The following is a 17,077-nucleotide window of genomic DNA, read 5'->3' on the forward strand; positions in this document are numbered from 1 at the left end:
ACAGAAAAAGTTCAAAGAAATATACGATTTTTTCATATGAATAGATTGGAATATTTGTATAATGAATGCAGGAACTTTAGGTAAAGGCGGTGAAATAATGATTCATACAAAAACGTATTATCAAATAGAAGTGGATACTGGAAATGACAGGCTGCTCTTGGAAGGTCCCGTCACTTCTGAAGATCTGGCTTCCCTCGATTTTCATGAAGATTTAACGGCTTTCCGCCCAGCTTCCCAGCAGCATAAAGCTTTGATTGAAATTGCCGATTTGCCTGAAGGGAGAGTATTAATTGCAAGACTTGAACAGATGGTCATAGGATATGTAACCTTCCTGCATCCAGACCCTCTTGAAAGATGGTCTGAAATTAAAATGGATGAACTGATTGAACTCGGGGCGATTGAAGTCATTCCTGCCTACCGCGGTGCATCGGTCGGAAAAAATCTCCTGCGTCTCTCCATGATGGATGATGCAATGGAAGATTATATTATCATTACTACTGAATATTATTGGCACTGGGATTTGAAAGGCACTGGCTTAAATGTTTGGGAGTACCGAAAAATCATGGAAAAGATGATGAGTGCCGGCGGGCTGCAATATTATGCGACAGATGATCCAGAAATCAGTTCCCATCCTGCCAACTGTCTGATGGCCCGGATTGGAAAAAGAGTCAAGCCGGAGTCTATTCAAAAATTCGACCAGCTTCGCTTTATGAATCGATTTATGTACTAACGGCGATAAGTTGAGGAGGAAATGCAATGATTGTAGAAAAAATCATGAAGAAGGACGTCATCGCCCTTACTCCATCTGATATCATCAAAGATGCCCTGTATATCATAAAAGAAAAAAGACTTCGGCATATCCCTATTGTGGATGAAGAATTCCAGCTGGTCGGCCTAGTCAGCGACCGAGATATTCGGGATGCTTCTCCTTCCATTTTCCGAACCTCAGAATACAAAGATGACTTCGAGAGAGAGCTTGGCGCTATTATGAAAACTGAAGTGATCACAGGACATCCGCTTGACTTTGTCGAGGAAATCGGCGCTGTTTTTTGCGAAAAAAATATAAGCTGCATGCCTATTATTAAGGAAAAAAAGCTGGTCGGCATGATAACAGGCACCGATTTGCTGCACTCCTATGTAGAATTAACCGGCGCAAATCTGCCAGGATCCCAAATTGAAGTGGAAATTCCAAACAGACCAGGAGTCCTCCACGATATCGCCGGTTTCTTTAAAAAGAGAAATACGAACATCCAGAGTGTATTGGTGTATCCGAAAAAAGAGGAGGCCAGCCAGAAGATCCTTGTGATACGTGTTCAAACCATGAACCCTTTTTTAATAGTGGAGGATTTAACACGTGAAGGATACAAGGTGCTATGGCCCAACCATCCAGGTGCCTTGCTATGAAGGATCATTCTTTATTCGTCTATTCAGATGACCTGCTGACCTACAAATTCCATGATGAACACCCCTTTAACCAAAAAAGGCTGCAAATCACACTTGATTTACTGCAAAAACATCAGGCCATCCAGTCCGACCAAATTATCGCACCGCGAATGGCCTTGGATGAAGAGCTTGAGCTGATTCATGACCCTCAATATGTAAACGCTGTCAGACAGGCTGGCCATGGAACGGTTTCCGCAGAGAAAGCTCTGAATTATGGATTGGGGACAGAGGACACTCCCATATTCAACAATATGCATGAAGCAAGTGCCTTATTAGTTGGAGGGACTCTTACAGCCGTTGATGCAGTCATGTCGGGAAAATCGCTCCACGCGTTCAATCCCGGCGGAGGGCTCCATCATGGATTTAGAGGAAAAGCCTCTGGATTTTGTATCTACAATGACAGTGCTGTAGCCATTAAGTATATTCAAAAAAAATACGGAGCAAAGGTTTTATATATCGATACAGATGCTCATCATGGGGACGGTGTTCAGTGGTCCTTTTACGAGGATCCCGATGTCTGTACTCTTTCCATCCATGAAACAGGGCGCTACCTATTTCCAGGTACCGGCAATATTAATGAACGGGGCCAAGGAAAAGGCTACGGCTGCTCTTTTAATATCCCAGTTGATGCCTTCACAGAAGATGAATCATGGCTGGACTGCTACCGGACAGCATGTAAAGAAGTGATTGAATACTTTAAACCTGATGTCCTATTCACCCAAAATGGAGCGGATGCTCATTATTATGACCCTTTGACACATCTTTCAGCAACTATGAAAATCTATAAAGAAATTCCGAAACTTGCTCATGAACTTGCCCATCAATATTGCGAGGGACGTTGGATTGCTGTAGGAGGCGGTGGGTATGATATATGGCGTGTGGTACCGCGTGCCTGGTCCCTCATCTGGCTGGAAATGACCGGCAATCCAAATAACGCCGGCCGCCTGCCAAAAGACTGGGCCGAAAAATGGCAAAAAGAAGCACCTGTTCCGCTCCCAGAGGAATGGGAGGACATGGAAGACATCTATCAGCCCATTCCCCGAAAACCTGAAATAACGGAAAAAAATGCCCAAACCGTAGCAAAGGCTCTCTATCCGATACGCCCGGACAAATCCCAGAAAAAGAACAGCTCTGGCACCGGTGCAGGCAGATAAAAAAGTAAAATCACATGCTGAACCGAACAAAACAGTGCAAAACAAAAACAAAGCGCAAAGCCGTTAATGGCTTGCGCTTTGTTTTATTTAGTAGAATCTCTTTCATCAATTCGATGAGGCAGGATTACTTTTTCATGCCCCTCGACAGATTCTTTATTCATTAGTTTTGTCAATAATCTCATCGCAACCGCACCGATATCATATAAAGGCTGTACGATTGTCGTAATTTGAGGACGGACCATCAGGGTCAGACGCGTATTATCAAAACTGATAACCTCGAAATCATTTGGTACATGGAAGCCTTTATCCTGTGCCGCATGGACAATTCCTAAAGCCATTTCATCTGAAGCTACAATGATAGCTGTCGGCTTTTCTTCTGCCTCGAGCAGTTTTTCAAATGAATCAATTCCGGAATCATAGCTATGATCCCCTTCTACAACGCAGGACTCATCATAAGAAATTCCAGCCGCTTCGAGACCTCTTTGATAACCATCAAGCTTCTTTTGATTAATGGGCTCATTCTGATTGCCGATCAATAAGGCAATCCGCTTATGCCCTTTCTCAGCAAACGCCGAAACAGCATCATAGGCCGCCGCTTCATAATCAATATTAACAGAAGGAACCCGGCCTTCTTCTTCGATAGAACCTGCAAGTACAATCGGAACCGGGGAGTTATTGAACTCTTTGACATGCTCGTCCGTAATATTTGCCCCCATGAAAACGATTCCGTCTACTTGTTTGCCTAACATAGTGTTCAGCAGACGAAACTCTTTATCTTCATTTTCATCCGAATTGCTTAAAATAATATTATATTTATACATCGTAGCAATATCTTCAATGCCTCGGGCTAACTCAGCATAAAAAATACTGGAGATATCAGGTATAATGACCCCTACTGTAGTAGTTTTTTTACTGGCTAATCCTCTGGCCACGGCATTCGGCCTGTAGCCTAATCTTTCAATTACTTCCGTCACTTTTTTTCTTGTGGACGGTTTAACATTCGAATTTCCGTTTACCACACGAGAAACCGTTGCCATGGAGACATTCGCTTCCCTGGCTACATCGTAAATTGTTATGTTATTCATCTATATACTCCTCCATTTCTTACATTTTCCCCCAAACACACAAAATTATTTGTATTATCCAAATAATTTCAAGCAGGATATTCAGGTTTGCCATGTTCATTTATGAGCAATCAATGCCTTTATTCTGGTGCCATAATATGGCTTTATACCGCACAGTTCTCATTCTTTTATTAATCATACGATAACCCTTTCTTTCCTGCAATCGAAAAAGAATCACTTTTTATGTTTTATGGAATTTTCCGGATAATTCCGCACAATTTCGTGTCAATATTCACTTGATGGAGAACATTTGTATGAACTCGGTATAGCCTCTGTTTCTTCAAAAAGAAAAACCCTCTCGTTCGAGGGCTTTAACAGCATTATGCTTCCTCTTTGCTCATTATATAAAAAGGGGCTTAGAATGAAAGTCATTCTGAACCCCTTCTGTCACCAGCCTAAGCCGGCTTGTGTTATACGTTAGAAATAGATCAAACCGTTACCCAGCTTAAGCGTTTAATTTCATCATAGAACTCATCAAATTGTTTGAAGTCCATTTGCTGTGCGGAATCTGAAAGAGCAACGGATGGATCTGGATGCACTTCTGCCATGACGCCGTCTGCCCCAATGGCCAAGGCAGCCTTCGCAGTCGGAAGAAGCAAGTCTCTGCGTCCTGTAGAATGCGTAACATCCACCAAGACCGGCAAATGCGTTTCCTGCTTCAGAATTGGAACCGCAGAAATGTCCAATGTGTTACGAGTAGCTTTTTCATATGTCCGGATACCTCGCTCACAAAGAATGATGTTTCCATTTCCCTGAGACATGATATATTCAGCTGCATTAATAAATTCATCAATAGTGGCAGCAAGTCCTCTTTTTAGAAGAACCGGTTTGTTCACTGCACCAGCCGCTTTTAACAAGTCGAAGTTCTGCATATTTCTGGCACCGATTTGGATGACATCAATATGGTCAAGGGCAGCCTCGATATCATTAGCGCTTACGATTTCACTGATTACAGCCAAACCGTACTCGTCAGCGACCTGTTTCAAAATCTTCAGGCCTTCCAAGCCAAGTCCTTGGAAATCATATGGTGAAGTACGCGGTTTATAGGCACCTCCGCGCATTAATTTAAGACCTTTTGCTTTAATCTGTGCTGCTACAGCTGCTGTCTGCTCATAAGATTCTACAGCACATGGTCCGAAAATGAAGCTTGGCACACCGTTTCCGACCAATTCACCTTTAAGATCGATTACTGTATCCTCAGCCTTTTGCTTTCTGGAAACAAGTAAAGTCTTTTTCTGATTATCTTCTTGAAGATCAAGACCCAGCTTGAAGATTTCCTTAAATATATGCTTAATAGAGGCTGAGTCAAGAGGGCCTGTATGATTACTTTCGATTAAGTCAAGCATGGTTCTTTCACGAACAGGATCATAACGGTTCACACCCTGTTTTTCCTTGACATGTCCGATTTCCTGTACAAGTTCTGCGCGCTTATTAATAAGATGTAATAACTGAAGGTTAATATCGTCCAATTGATCGCGTAAAACGTTAAGTTCCTTGTTGCTCATTGCAATCCACCCTTTCTTCCTTTTAAGTTTAACCAGTTCCATAATCCTTAAGCATCTGGTTATGCACCGGCATTCTTTTAATTATGAAAATTCATGCGTTTTTCATGTATAATTGACTTTATTATAAAGGAAACATTCCTGAATGTCACGAACTTTTCCTTTATTAATTAAACGCTTTTAAGCATTAAAGTTAAATTTATAACAAAGAAGGTGTTCTTCCAATGAAAGAAAAACTTGTCGCCCTTGATATAGGAACACGTTCCGTTGTAGGCATTATATTAGAAAAAGCAGAAGAAAGCTATCAAATAATTGAAATAATTTCAGCTGAGCATACTAAACGTGCGATGCTGGACGGTCAAATACATGATGTAGTTGAGGTAGCAAAGGTAATTCAGTCTATAAAAGAAAAGCTTGAAGCAAAGCATGGACCCATTCAAAAGGTAGCCGTAGCTGCTGCCGGGAGAGCTTTAAGAACAGAATCTTCAGAAGTGACTATGGAGATTGCCGGAAAACCGATGATGACACGTGATGATATCCTCCACCTTGAGTTCAGCGCTGTCCAGGAGGCTCAAAGACGGGTGGCCGGAGATGAGCAGGATCCTTCTGTATATTTTTGTGTCGGTTATTCCGTCCTGGCGTATCAGCTGGATGGACAGGAAATCGGCAATTTGATTGACCAAAGCGGCAAAGAAGCTTCAGTCGGTGTGATTGCAACTTTTCTTCCGAAAGTAGTTGTCGAATCCTTGCTGGCCGCACTGAAAAGGACAGGACTGGAAATGATGGCTCTGACATTGGAACCGATAGCCGCTATCAATGTACTCATTCCTCCTTCAATGCGCCGCTTAAATGTCGCTCTTGTTGATATCGGTGCAGGAACTTCTGATATTGCCATAACCGATTCTGGAACGGTCACTGCTTATGGAATGGTGCCAATTGCAGGTGATGAGATTACAGAGGCAATCAGCGATGACTTTCTGCTTGATTTTCCATTAGCTGAAAAGGCCAAAAGAGAGCTGAACAGCCAGAATACCATTATCGTTACTGATATTCTTGGTTTTGAAACAGCCTTGCCTAAAGAAGATATCCTGATGAAGATTATGCCCGCTTTGGAGCGTTTGGCGGATTCTATTACCAAGGAAATACTGCGATTAAACAATCATAAGCCGCCTAAAGCCGTGATGTTAATTGGCGGCGGCAGCCAAACGCCTGAATTAACACAGCTGATATCAGACCGTCTCGGCCTGCCGGAAAACCGGGTTGCTGTACGCGGGATAGAGGCCATTCAGCATCTTGATCGGGGTGAACAGCCTTTTTCTGGTCCTGAATTGGTTACTCCCATTGGCATTGCCATAGCTGCAGACCATAATCCAATAAAATTTATGAGTATTCAGGTGAACGGGAGACCTGTGAGACTTTTTGAAATGAAAGAAATGACAGTCGCTGATTGTCTTTTAGCTGCCGGCATTCATATTGGAAAATTATACGGTCGGCCCGGAATAGCCAAAATTATCGAATTAAACGGCCGCCAAGTGACCGTTCCCGGTGAATACGGAACAAGGCCATTGATACGAGTAAATGGGACAGAAGCCGCGCTTGATGCTCCAGTTCAAAACGGGGATCGCATAATAGCTGAAAAAGGAACAGACGGAGCCTCCCCAGTTGTAAGCCTGGGTTCCTTAGTAAATGACACAGAAGGCAAAACGGTTTTTATAAATGGAAAAGAACAAGTAATCAATGCGGTCTTTACTAAAAATGGAGAAACGGTAGATTTTAATACATTGGCAGAAGATCACGACATTATTCGCTGTATGGTTCCTGAAACCATCGAAGAAGTACTGACAGCGGCGGGACGGGAAGATCTTCTGGAGCAAACACTGCCCTTTTCCATTCAATTAAATGGAAAGACAACGGAGATTCCTTGTTATTCAGGGAAAGTGATGAAAAATGGTGCTAAAGCTTCTCTCAGCAGCACATGCTCCGATCAAGATGAAATCGTAATCATGCCGGCCTCTGCTCCTTCCCTGGAGGAACTGGCGGATTCCTTAAGTATGCAATTGTTCTTTTCTATTCCTGTCACCTTTAACGGCAGCGAGATCATACTTTCCAAGCCTGTAACTCAATTTCATCGCGGAAATGAAGTATTGTCCAAAGAAGAACTCATTCAAAATGGCGAGTCATTAAAAATAATCAAACAGGAATTAGCCCCCTTTTTGTTTCAAGATATTTTTCGCTATGCCGAAATTGATTTACCACCTGTAACAAACGGACGGTATATTTTAATTAAAAATAATGAAGAAACCTCATTTCATGAGCCCGTTGCCCCTGGGGATCAACTAAAAATTCTATGGCCGACTGTTCCCCGTCAAGGAGGAGGTCCTGTATAGAACCTTAGAGAAAAGCATAAAAAAACGAATCCCTGTGACAGGATTCGTTTTTTTATTTTTGCAGAGCCTCGCTAAGAGAATCATATGTAATTCTCCAATGCGATTCATTCCACACAGGCTTCCCCTTTTCAAACAAAATCGCCTGAGGAGACTCATGCTTAATATTAAACGTTTCAGCAATGTAGTTCGATAACGGTCTTGCATGTTGAACAGCCAGATAAGCAGTCGGCACTTCAGAATGCTCTTCGATATACTTTTGGTATTGGTCAAATGCCTCGCCGCTTACAGGACAAGTAAGGCTGTGCTTGATTAATAAGAAGCGGTCTTTTTCAAGATACTCATTAAATTGCTCTTCGGTTTCAATTTGTTTCAATTCCATTCACTTCGTTCCTTTCTTCTTGTACTGCCGCTTATTGTAAATGAAAAAGGCGGATAAGTCATTTATATCACTTACCCCGCCTTTTTCCAAATGATTTACTTGTACTTGCTTTCCGTTTCTTCAAAAGCTTTTTTTGCTTCATCCAGCTTCTTTTGAGCGGTATTTTTATTCGAATTAGAAGATTCTTTTTTGCTGCTGTCTCCGCTCTCCTGATTTGTTTCAACTGAAACAATAGGAGCATCGGTTACACCGACAGTATCGACATCACGATTGCTTGTATTCGTTGTATCGTCTGCCGCATCTCCGTGCTTGTCATTGGCATCCTTTGCTGCTTTCATGCCCTTTACCTTGTTCATGAGATCGCTCGATTTGCTCGTCACCATATCTGCGACAGGCTTGGACTTTTCTTTTGCCGTTTCAGCAAGTCCTGTCCCTTTCTCGACAGCTGTTTGACGCAGCTTCTCTGTTTTTTCTGTAATATTTTTGGCCTGTACATTAAAGTCGCTTCTAAGCTCTTTTCCTGTTTTCGGAGCCATGAAAAGTGCTGTAGCAGCTCCGACCATTCCTCCAATCAGCGCGCCGATAATAAAATCTTTGGAATTGGAGTTCTTGCTTTCCTCGTATGCTCTTGGATACTCTTTCGTATAATCCTTCGTCGGAAAATCATTTTTGTTTGTCATGTTCATTCTCCTCCTAATTACATAGAATTTAGCTTACACTCCAAGTGGTATAATCATTCACTTATAAAAAGTAAAGTCACTTGTTTAAATTGGCTCAGTTTCTCGATCTTAGAAACCTTTTCTTAGGCAGATTGTCTGTTTCTCCCGCTTCCGCTTCCAGGGATAACTCAGAGGCAGGCGCTGTCTGTGCTTCCTCTTGTTTTTTTCTGGCCTTCCATTTTTCCCGGAACTCCATGGCTACATTGCCCCATTGAAGAACCTGGGATATTTTATCCTGATTATTGTCAATTTCAAGCTGTACTCTATTTGACACCTTCTGGATAGAAGAGTTGAAACCTTGAATAGAGGTTCCGACATCTTTTACAGCATTTACAACTGTATTAAGATTTTCTGACTTATTCTGCAAATCCTCAGCCAATGCATTAGTCTTATGTAGTAATTGAGCAGTCTCCACTGTAATACCCTGCATTTGGCTTTCAAGTCCTGTTAATGTGTGTGCTACGCTGTCCAGCGTCTTCTGCAGCGAACCCAGTGTTTTCCCCAGGTAAATCACCAAAATTAAAAAGGCGATTGCTGCTACTGCTGCGCTTAAATATAAAATAATCTCCATGGTACACCTCCGAAAAAAATCCATTTCTTAATTTTAAACTTGTTTTAATAATTACCCTGTCTGTTTTATTATAAACGTAATTTATGGTTTCCATAAACCCGAATCGTTCTCCTGCCCCAAAATGTTTTTAAAAATATTTCTGTTTCCGAAATATTTGAGGTAAAATGGAGTAGTCTATATAGTCTATATTTTGAAAAAATGGAGGAATAGCATGAAAGACCCGAGAATTCAAACCCTTGCAAAAAATCTTATCCACTATTCAGTTAAGCTGAAAAAGGGAGAAAAAGTATTAATAGAAAACTTTGGACTCCAGCGGGAGCTTGTCCAAGCTCTTGTGAAAGAAGCATATGCAGCCGGAGGTTACCCTTTTGTAAGCATCAAAGACCATAAAGTCGACCGTGCTCTGCTTATGGGTGCCCAACAGGAGCAATACGAGATGATGGCTGACTTTGAAGCCTCCGTTATGAACAAGATGGATGCCTACATTGGATTAAGGGCTGGTGATAACATTAATGAACAGTCCGATGTACCGGCTGAAAAAATGGCCATTCATGGGCAGACCATCGGCAAAAAAGTACATAGAGACATCCGTGTCCCGAAAACAAAATGGGTTGTCCTGCGCTATCCGACCGACTCAATGGCTCAGCTCGCTAAAATGAGCACAGAAGCGTTTGAAGATTTTTACTTTAACGTCTGCAATCTAGATTACGGAAAGATGAGCGAGGCCATGGACAGCCTTGTTGAATTAATGGATCAAACCGATAAGGTGCGGCTGACCGGTCCAGGAACTGACCTAACCTTCTCTATCAAAGGGATCAAAGCGATTAAATGTGCCGGTGAGCTAAACGTTCCGGATGGAGAGGTATATTCTGCGCCGGTCCGCGATTCAGTTAATGGCGTAATTACCTATAATACTCCTTCTCCTTACCAGGGATTCACCTTTGAAAATGTGAAGCTGACGTTCAAGAACGGAAAAATTATCGAAGCGACGGCCAATAATACCGAACGTATCAATAAAGTATTTGATACTGATGAAGGAGCCCGCTATATAGGCGAGTTTGCGATAGGTGTTAATCCTTATATTCTTCATCCGATGCAAGATATCCTTTTTGATGAGAAAATTGATGGAAGCTTTCATTTTACACCAGGCCAATGCTATGACGATGCCTACAACGGCAATCATTCCAATATCCATTGGGACCTGGTCAATATCCAGCGCCCTGAGTACGGCGGCGGAGAAATCTACTTTGACGATGTACTGATCCGTAAGGATGGACGCTTTGTCATTCCTGAATTAGAGACATTAAACCCTGAACACTTGAAATAAGAAAAAGCGGCAGCATTTTAGGAATGTCTCCTATCTTTAATAAACCGGCCAGAATAAAAACAAAGAACATCTACATTTCTCACAGAGAAATTTGATGTTCTTTGCTTTTTCTATATGGATTTCCGTTTCTCCATGTTTTCTGTGAGTTCTCTCACTCACAATCCATTTCCTTTCTTCCTATAAATTCTTATCCTATCTAAGAAATTTCTGCTTCAGTTTTAATTTCAAAAAGCCATAAAAAAGCTGCAGAGTAAACTTGGATCTTCTCCAAGTTACTCTGCAGTCTGTGCCTGCCGATATGTTAATCGATTTTATTTACTTTCAAAGACTGTTCATAAGCCACCTGAAACTTCTGGATGTCTCCTGCTCCCATGAACAGAATGACACTGTTCTTATGTTTTTGCAGGACATCAGCCGTTTCTTCGCTGATCAGGGAAGCTCCTGGAATCTTTGCCTGAAGATCCTCAATTGATAATTTACCTTGATGCTCACGGGCTGAACCGAAAATATCACATAAATAAACACTGTCCGCCAAATTAAGGCTGGCTGCAAAATTATCTAAAAAGGTTTGAGTCCGCGTAAAAGTATGAGGCTGGAATACAGCAACAATTTCACGGTCTTGATACTTCTGACGAGCTGAGTCAATGGTAGCTGTAATCTCAGTCGGATGATGGGCATAATCGTCAATCACAATCTGATTGCCTATTTTCTTCTCGCTGAATCTTCTTTTTACTCCGCCAAACGTCATCAAACCTTCCTTAACTGCAGTTGGATCAAGATCTTCGTATTGACAAAGAGCAATTACCCCAAGTGCATTAAGCACACTGTGTTTACCGAAAGTAGGAATCTTAAAAGTATCGAAATAATTATTGCGGACATACACATCAAATGCTGTACCGTCTTCGGATACCTTTACATTTTTAGCCTGAAAGTCATTTCCTTCTCCAAAACCGTAAAAAATAACGGGTACCTTTGCCTGAATTTTAGGAAGCTGTTCATCATCACCGCAGGCAATGATACCTTTATTGACTTGAAGTGCCATTGTTTGAAATGCTTCGAATACATCTTCAATATTGGCAAAGTAATCCGGATGGTCGAAATCAATGTTTGTCATGATCGCATAGTCCGGATAGTAGGATAGAAAATGACGGCGGTATTCACACGCTTCAAAAACAAAATAATTTGAATCCAGTACTCCTTTTCCGGTTCCATCACCAATTAAGAATGAGGTTGGCTTAGCCGTTCCCATCACATGGGCCAAGAGTCCGGTCGTGGATGTTTTTCCATGTGCCCCTGTTATGGCAACACTCGTAAAGTTCTTTAAAAAGTCCCCGAGGAACTTATGATAGCGAATAACAGGAAGCCCCAGTTCCATTGCTCTGACAATTTCAGGATGGGTATCCGGGAAAGCATTTCCTGCAATAATAGTCATTCCGGGTTTTATATTTTCCTCAGAAAATGGCAGAATTTTAATTCCTGCCTCTTCCAATGCAATTTGTGTAAAAAAGTGTTTTTCATAATCGGAACCCTGTACTTCCATATTCATATTATGAAGCACTTGTGCAAGTGCGCTCATTCCAGAACCTTTGATTCCTACAAAATGGTAAACAGTCATATAACGAACCTCCACCAATCGTCTATCTGTATGACAATCATGATGTCATCCCTGATTTTTATTTTTGTTTAAATTCTTCTAAGTATTTTGCTAAAAGCGTTTTTTTATTAGGCTCTCTCTTTATAGATTGTTGTTATAATCCGCAAGTTAACATGCCTCGCTATCTGCGGATGACCTATAGGCCTCCTTGCTCGCATTACTGCGGAGTCAGCATAGCTCGGGCTTTCCGCAGAATTTTGCATAATAAGGCCGCTAACACTTCTAAAATGTTTTTCCATTCACTTTATGCTGCAACAACAAACTTTTTAGAAAACAGCCCTTGATTACAGGGAATAATTATACCACCTTTGCTCTCATCAGGCGAATGCCAATTTTAGAAAGTGCGGTTTTTTTCCATATTATTCCCTTCCTCCTTAACTTTACTTATTATATACATTTTTAATTGATAGGTTCAACGTTCGTTTCTATTGCACAGAATGGGATTCAAATAAAAACTCAAGATCACTTTCCGTGATCAGTACTTCACGCGGTTTGCTTCCCCTTGATTCTGATACAATCCCCTGCTGTTCCATTAGCTCTATCAGGCGTGCCGCCCGGTTATATCCGACACGGAAATGTCTTTGGATACTCGAGGTGGAGGCCCCATTCTGACTGACTGCAAATTCACAGGCTTCAAGGAATAACTCATCTGTCTCTTCAGAGGCCTGAGCTTTGTTTAGCAGCTCTTCCTGTTCAAATAAATAGCGAGGCTTTTGCTCTCTCTTCACATGATTCACGACAGAGTCAATTTCATCATCACTGACAAATGTCCCCTGCAGTCTGACTGTTTTCGATGATCCATTTTCAGCAAAGAGCATATCTCCCCGTCCTAATAGCTTTTCAGCTCCTCCGCTGTCAATGATGGTTCTGGAATCCACTTGTGATGAAACAGAAAAGGCAATGCGAGTCGGAATGTTTGCCTTGATCAGACCTGTAATAACATCTACTGACGGCCGCTGTGTTGCAACAATCATATGAATACCGCATGCCCTGGCCTTCTGGGCGATCCGGCAGATCGCTTCTTCTACATCAGCAGGTGACATCATCATTAAGTCAGCCAATTCATCAATAACGACAAGGATATACGGCAGCTTTTGTGCGTATTGACCTGCCGCTTCTGCCTGTTCATTGAATCGAGTAATATCCCGCACTCCTGCATGAACAAATAATTCATAACGGCGTTCCATTTCTTCAACTGCCCATTTTAAGGCAGCAGTGGCTGCTTTAACATCCGTTATGACCGGACTGACCAAATGCGGTATTTGATTATATGGAGCAAGTTCAACCATCTTCGGGTCAATCAGCAGCAATTTTAATTCCTGCGGCGTTGCTTTATACAGTAAGCTCACCAGCATGGTATTGATGCAGACACTTTTTCCTGATCCTGTCTGTCCTGCAATCAAACCATGAGGCATCTTCCTTAAATCGGTAATGATCGGCTGGCCGGAAATATCCAGTCCAAGCGCTACAGCAAGCGGTGACGGGTGATTCTTGAATTCCTCATGATCCAGAACTTCACGTAGAAAGACAGGCTTGCTTTTACGATTTGGAATTTCAATGCCGATCGTATGCTTGCCTGGGATAGGAGCTTCCATCCTCATATCTTGAGCTGCAAGGCTCAGCTTAATATCGTCCATTAAATTTGTCACTTTATTCACTTTTACACCCGGTTCCGGATGTACTTCAAAACGCGTAACTGCCGGACCTTGTGTCACATTTACAACATGTGCCCGAACGTTAAAGTTTTTCAGTGTCTCATCCAAAAGAATTGTTTGTTCATTCAGCCAGTCTTCATCATTCTGTGAAAGAGCCGGTGGTGTCAAATATTCCATATCCGGGAAGACATAATAAGGATTTTCTTCTGAATGCAGATTCAAAGACTCCTGTTCCGACACAGGTTCGTTTTCATTTATTTCTGCTGTTTCCGTTAAGACTGATTCTGTACTGTCCTTTTCCCCCTCTGTCTCTGCAGGTTCAGCCGATTGTACCGGCGCCGCTGTCACCGGAACTGAGGGAAGTATTTGAGGAGTTTCCTCCTTTTTCTCATCAACGGCAGGACGCTGAGTAGCTGCTGCTTCCTTTTTCTCTTCACCGGCAGGGCGCTGCAGATGTTCCCCTTTTCCCACTCTTGCGGACAAAGGATTGACACGGTCTCTTGAGCTCCAGTCCATCCTCTGCCGGTCTTGTTTAAGCATCACTACATTGAATGGAAGCTGGCGCCCTTTGCTTTCTTCTGCCTTTTCCGGTTCAGTCTCAGTCTCAGCAGGCTGTTTCTCTATTTGAGCAGGGATTGCCGCTTTTTGCTCCTCTTCCTGTCTGATACCGGTATCGGAGTTTTCTTCACTGATATTTTTTTCACTCACAGAGAGCGTTTCCTCCTGGGACAGAGAGACAGCTGGCTGCTCGGCAGCAGCCAATGGCTCAACAACGGTTACAGCCACTTCCTCCTGCTCCGTTTTCTCTTCGGTCTTCCTTATATAAGCCGGAATATCCAAGCGGTCATTCATATGGCCTGATACAGACTCGGACTCTTGAACTTTAGACAGTTCCGGTTCCCTGTCTTTTTCCTTCTTTACTGGATGGTCATTGACGGCAGATAGAACATTTTCTTTAGGAATAGACACTTTTTCCGGTCGGCGGAAACCATAAATAGGCGAGGGAATTTCCGTTGGCTTGAACGGCGTCTTTGAAGGAAAAATCTTATTAGACTCTCCCTTAGGCTGAGCACCCGTAACCTTCGTTTTCTTCTCCGCTGCCGCTTTTGTTTTCTCCCTGTCCGCCCTTTCCCGATCCCGGGCCGTTTCACCTTTAGGCTTTCTTTTTTTTAGTGTCTCCTCATCCGGAATGAGCGGGAATTTAAACTGACCTTTTGGATATTGATATAATATTCTTGTATCTACATCCAAAGAACGTGATTCCGGTGTTACTTTTTTAGGTTCATGGCTCTTTTGCCGGGAGCGGTGCTGCTGATATGCTTGCTGCTGGACTTTCTCATGATTGTCCAATTTATTTTTTTTCATTTTTTTAAAATCAAGTTTTTTTAATTCTTCTTCTGTCAAAGGCTCATCTACAATAATTTCTTCTATTTCAATAATTTCTTCACCTTTAAACCAATTTTTAAATTTGTTAATCCATTTCAAAGGGTATCACTCTTTCTTCTTGCTATATTATGACACTAATTCTACCAGTATTTCCGAAAATATCGAGAGAATTTAAATATAATAGTAGTTTATATGTAATTTTTTATTTTTTTCGGAAACATATACAGCTTGCGCCCAACTCCTATCCTATTAATACCTTTATTGAGCAATTTTAATCCTCCCTGCAATCTCGCAGAATCCCTCGAAAATTGACAGGTACATTAATTCTAAAGGAAAAATAAAACAAGAAGATAATAGCCCCGTTACAGACAGATTAAAATTTCAGGCAAAAAACAAAAAAAGCCGCCCTATAAGGCGGCAAAACAATCCATCATTCATTGCGCTTTTTATTTTTACCTAAAATAAAAATAGGTTCTAAACTTCCTTCATCATATAAGAAGGACAGCGCGGTGATTGGCACGTGACCGCTGGCAAAGAAACTCATCGCCATTTGCGCAAGCACATCATACCCCGTTTCATTTTGTATATCGCCGATGATAATAACATCTTGGTGCGGAAGGGCAATCGTCATCGTTCCGTTCATTTCGGCTTCCAGTTCACGGAGCCAGGAATCATTCAATATTCTGCTGGCATCATAACCATCATTTGTGTTGAGAAAATAAAATGTATTTCCGGCTACCGTGTCCGACTTAAGCTCTGTAGACAATGACCTGACATTGAACTTGGCAATTTCTCTGATTCGATCTGGATTCCAGCTTTCCCGTGCAATCATCTTTTGATCGATCAGCCTGTACGTACTGCCCAAATCGAGTGCATAGTAGACCCTGGTTTCAGCCGTGTGCTCATCAGTCAGAAAAGGGTTTCCTTCTTCTGATTCTGACGGAAAAGAGGTAGAGCGGATGACAGGAAAAATAGATTTTTCCTTGCCTTCCATGCTGTGCTCTTCCCCCATTACATTCAGTGCCTCTTCCACATAGTACACGATTTCGTCTATTGCTTTATCCTTCACATTTTCATAATTCGCAATCACCGGCGGAAGAGCAACCGTAATTCCCTTAGCTGTCTTTACGTTTTCAATCCGAAGGGTATCCTGCTTGCTGTCAAACTTGAAGGAACGGTCTTCACTTTTCAAACGTTCCTTTAATAGATTTTTTAATTTAATGCTGTCCATTTTCACTTCTGTTCCCTCCCCTTATGGAAAGCACCCCAGTGAGAGGGCTACTTTTACAGTGATTCAATAAACTCTTCAATTTCCTCGCGTGTTTTGCGGTCCTTGCTCACGAAACGTCCTAACTCCTTGCCGTTTTCATAAGCAAGAAAACTTGGAATGCCAAAAATGTCATTGGCTGCACAGATGTCAATGAATTTGTCACGATCCACATGAACGAATGTGAACGCTGGATATTTTTCTTCAATTTCAGGAAGGATCGGTTCAATTACACGGCAGTCTCCGCACCATTCAGCTGAAAAAAGAAATATATGTTTTCCTTCATTTTTTAACGTTTCGAATTGCTCCATTGTTTCAAGATTCTTCATTGTAAGTACCTCCATGGTTATCATTAATAACTTATAAACCTATCATATCAGACTCTGATCATTTCAACCATTTATACGCAACTTCCAAAGAAAGTTCCCCTTATCAAATAGAAGTTTCTTAAATTGAATAAACAGGCGAATAAGATAACTGGACGAGCAGAAGTCACTGCCGGCAGCCGC

The 17,077-nt window shown here is 41.9% G+C and carries 14 protein-coding genes; 5 read left to right on the forward strand and 9 right to left on the reverse strand.

Annotation, left to right across the window (positions count from 1 at the left end; translation table 11 throughout):
- Window positions 1–97: 97 nt before the first annotated feature.
- Genes BQ4305_RS07690 through BQ4305_RS07700 form a run of 3 tightly spaced genes read left to right on the forward strand, consistent with a single transcriptional unit; the run spans window position 98 to window position 2,597 of the window.
- Complete coding sequence (locus tag BQ4305_RS07690; protein WP_110927372.1) at window positions 98–730, forward strand: GNAT family N-acetyltransferase; 633 nt, start codon at window positions 98–100, stop codon at window positions 728–730.
- Between the two features lie 26 nt (window positions 731–756).
- Window positions 757–1,404, forward strand: a complete 648-nt coding sequence (locus tag BQ4305_RS07695; protein WP_110927245.1) for an acetoin utilization AcuB family protein — start codon at window positions 757–759, stop codon at window positions 1,402–1,404.
- Window positions 1,401–2,597: an acetoin utilization protein AcuC gene (locus BQ4305_RS07700; protein ID WP_110927246.1), complete on the forward strand. Its 1,197-nt coding sequence runs from the start codon at window positions 1,401–1,403 to the stop codon at window positions 2,595–2,597. Before BQ4305_RS07695 ends, BQ4305_RS07700 begins: the two co-directional genes overlap by 4 nt.
- A gap of 83 nt (window positions 2,598–2,680) precedes the next feature.
- Here the strand turns inward: BQ4305_RS07700 and ccpA are convergent, their stop codons facing one another.
- The gene (gene ccpA, locus BQ4305_RS07705; RefSeq protein ID WP_110927247.1) at window positions 2,681–3,682 is read right to left on the reverse strand and encodes a catabolite control protein A; all 1,002 of its coding nucleotides are present in this window, start codon (window positions 3,680–3,682) and stop codon (window positions 2,681–2,683) included.
- Between the two features lie 467 nt (window positions 3,683–4,149).
- Complete coding sequence (locus BQ4305_RS07710; RefSeq protein WP_110927248.1) at window positions 4,150–5,226, reverse strand: bifunctional 3-deoxy-7-phosphoheptulonate synthase/chorismate mutase; 1,077 nt, start codon at window positions 5,224–5,226, stop codon at window positions 4,150–4,152.
- A 221-nt stretch (window positions 5,227–5,447) separates the two neighbouring features.
- Between BQ4305_RS07710 and BQ4305_RS07715 the strand changes: the two genes are divergently transcribed.
- Window positions 5,448–7,610, forward strand: coding sequence for a cell division protein FtsA (locus BQ4305_RS07715; RefSeq protein ID WP_110927249.1), 2,163 nt, complete (start codon window positions 5,448–5,450; stop codon window positions 7,608–7,610).
- A gap of 52 nt (window positions 7,611–7,662) precedes the next feature.
- On the opposite strand, the gene ytxJ is transcribed toward BQ4305_RS07715, so the two are convergent.
- The 3 genes from ytxJ to BQ4305_RS07730 all read right to left on the reverse strand — a co-directional run bounded on the left by ytxJ (window position 7,663) and on the right by BQ4305_RS07730 (window position 9,279).
- Window positions 7,663–7,989 (reverse strand): bacillithiol system redox-active protein YtxJ, encoded by a 327-nt coding sequence (ytxJ, locus tag BQ4305_RS07720; RefSeq protein ID WP_110927250.1) that lies wholly within the window; start codon window positions 7,987–7,989, stop codon window positions 7,663–7,665.
- A gap of 95 nt (window positions 7,990–8,084) precedes the next feature.
- On the reverse strand, window positions 8,085–8,669 hold the full coding sequence (locus tag BQ4305_RS07725) for a YtxH domain-containing protein (protein ID WP_110927251.1): 585 nt from the start codon (window positions 8,667–8,669) through the stop codon (window positions 8,085–8,087).
- A 94-nt stretch (window positions 8,670–8,763) separates the two neighbouring features.
- Window positions 8,764–9,279: a DUF948 domain-containing protein gene (locus BQ4305_RS07730; protein WP_110927252.1), complete on the reverse strand. Its 516-nt coding sequence runs from the start codon at window positions 9,277–9,279 to the stop codon at window positions 8,764–8,766.
- A gap of 211 nt (window positions 9,280–9,490) precedes the next feature.
- On the opposite strand from BQ4305_RS07730, the gene BQ4305_RS07735 reads away from it, so the two are divergent.
- The gene (locus tag BQ4305_RS07735) at window positions 9,491–10,606 is read left to right on the forward strand and encodes an aminopeptidase (protein WP_110927253.1); all 1,116 of its coding nucleotides are present in this window, start codon (window positions 9,491–9,493) and stop codon (window positions 10,604–10,606) included.
- Between the two features lie 301 nt (window positions 10,607–10,907).
- Here BQ4305_RS07735 and murC read toward each other — a convergent pair whose 3' ends face one another.
- From murC to BQ4305_RS07755, 4 genes are all read right to left on the reverse strand, one after another.
- Window positions 10,908–12,221, reverse strand: coding sequence for a UDP-N-acetylmuramate--L-alanine ligase (gene murC, locus BQ4305_RS07740; protein WP_110927254.1), 1,314 nt, complete (start codon window positions 12,219–12,221; stop codon window positions 10,908–10,910).
- A gap of 464 nt (window positions 12,222–12,685) precedes the next feature.
- Window positions 12,686–15,280: a DNA translocase FtsK gene (locus BQ4305_RS07745; RefSeq protein WP_199880622.1), complete on the reverse strand. Its 2,595-nt coding sequence runs from the start codon at window positions 15,278–15,280 to the stop codon at window positions 12,686–12,688.
- A 451-nt stretch (window positions 15,281–15,731) separates the two neighbouring features.
- Window positions 15,732–16,532, reverse strand: a complete 801-nt coding sequence (locus BQ4305_RS07750) for a DUF1444 domain-containing protein (RefSeq protein WP_110927373.1) — start codon at window positions 16,530–16,532, stop codon at window positions 15,732–15,734.
- Window positions 16,533–16,585: 53 nt separating this feature from the next.
- A complete protein-coding gene (locus BQ4305_RS07755) occupies window positions 16,586–16,897 on the reverse strand; it encodes a thioredoxin family protein (protein WP_110927256.1) in 312 nt (103 codons plus the stop codon).
- Window positions 16,898–17,077: the final 180 nt, after the last annotated feature.

It is taken from the genome of Bacillus massiliglaciei (assembly GCF_900098925.1).
Taxonomy (GTDB): Bacteria; Bacillota; Bacilli; order Bacillales; family DSM-1321; genus Peribacillus; species Peribacillus massiliglaciei.

What these genes read in the sequence shown, in the direction of transcription:
- murC (WP_110927254.1), bottom strand. Translation starts at nt 12,221, where the DNA reads ATGACTGTTTACCATTTTGTAGGAATCAAAGGTTCTGGAATGAGCGCA.
- BQ4305_RS07730 (WP_110927252.1), bottom strand. Translation starts at nt 9,279, where the DNA reads ATGGAGATTATTTTATATTTAAGCGCAGCAGTAGCAGCAATCGCCTTT.
- BQ4305_RS07700 (WP_110927246.1), top strand. Translation starts at nt 1,401, where the DNA reads ATGAAGGATCATTCTTTATTCGTCTATTCAGATGACCTGCTGACCTAC.
- BQ4305_RS07715 (WP_110927249.1), top strand. Translation starts at nt 5,448, where the DNA reads ATGAAAGAAAAACTTGTCGCCCTTGATATAGGAACACGTTCCGTTGTA.
- BQ4305_RS07755 (WP_110927256.1), bottom strand. Translation starts at nt 16,897, where the DNA reads ATGAAGAATCTTGAAACAATGGAGCAATTCGAAACGTTAAAAAATGAA.
- BQ4305_RS07745 (WP_199880622.1), bottom strand. Translation starts at nt 15,280, where the DNA reads ATGAAAAAAAATAAATTGGACAATCATGAGAAAGTCCAGCAGCAAGCA.
- BQ4305_RS07710 (WP_110927248.1), bottom strand. Translation starts at nt 5,226, where the DNA reads ATGAGCAACAAGGAACTTAACGTTTTACGCGATCAATTGGACGATATT.
- BQ4305_RS07750 (WP_110927373.1), bottom strand. Translation starts at nt 16,532, where the DNA reads ATGGACAGCATTAAATTAAAAAATCTATTAAAGGAACGTTTGAAAAGT.
- ccpA (WP_110927247.1), bottom strand. Translation starts at nt 3,682, where the DNA reads ATGAATAACATAACAATTTACGATGTAGCCAGGGAAGCGAATGTCTCC.
- BQ4305_RS07690 (WP_110927372.1), top strand. Translation starts at nt 98, where the DNA reads ATGATTCATACAAAAACGTATTATCAAATAGAAGTGGATACTGGAAAT.
- BQ4305_RS07735 (WP_110927253.1), top strand. Translation starts at nt 9,491, where the DNA reads ATGAAAGACCCGAGAATTCAAACCCTTGCAAAAAATCTTATCCACTAT.
- ytxJ (WP_110927250.1), bottom strand. Translation starts at nt 7,989, where the DNA reads ATGGAATTGAAACAAATTGAAACCGAAGAGCAATTTAATGAGTATCTT.
- BQ4305_RS07725 (WP_110927251.1), bottom strand. Translation starts at nt 8,669, where the DNA reads ATGACAAACAAAAATGATTTTCCGACGAAGGATTATACGAAAGAGTAT.
- BQ4305_RS07695 (WP_110927245.1), top strand. Translation starts at nt 757, where the DNA reads ATGATTGTAGAAAAAATCATGAAGAAGGACGTCATCGCCCTTACTCCA.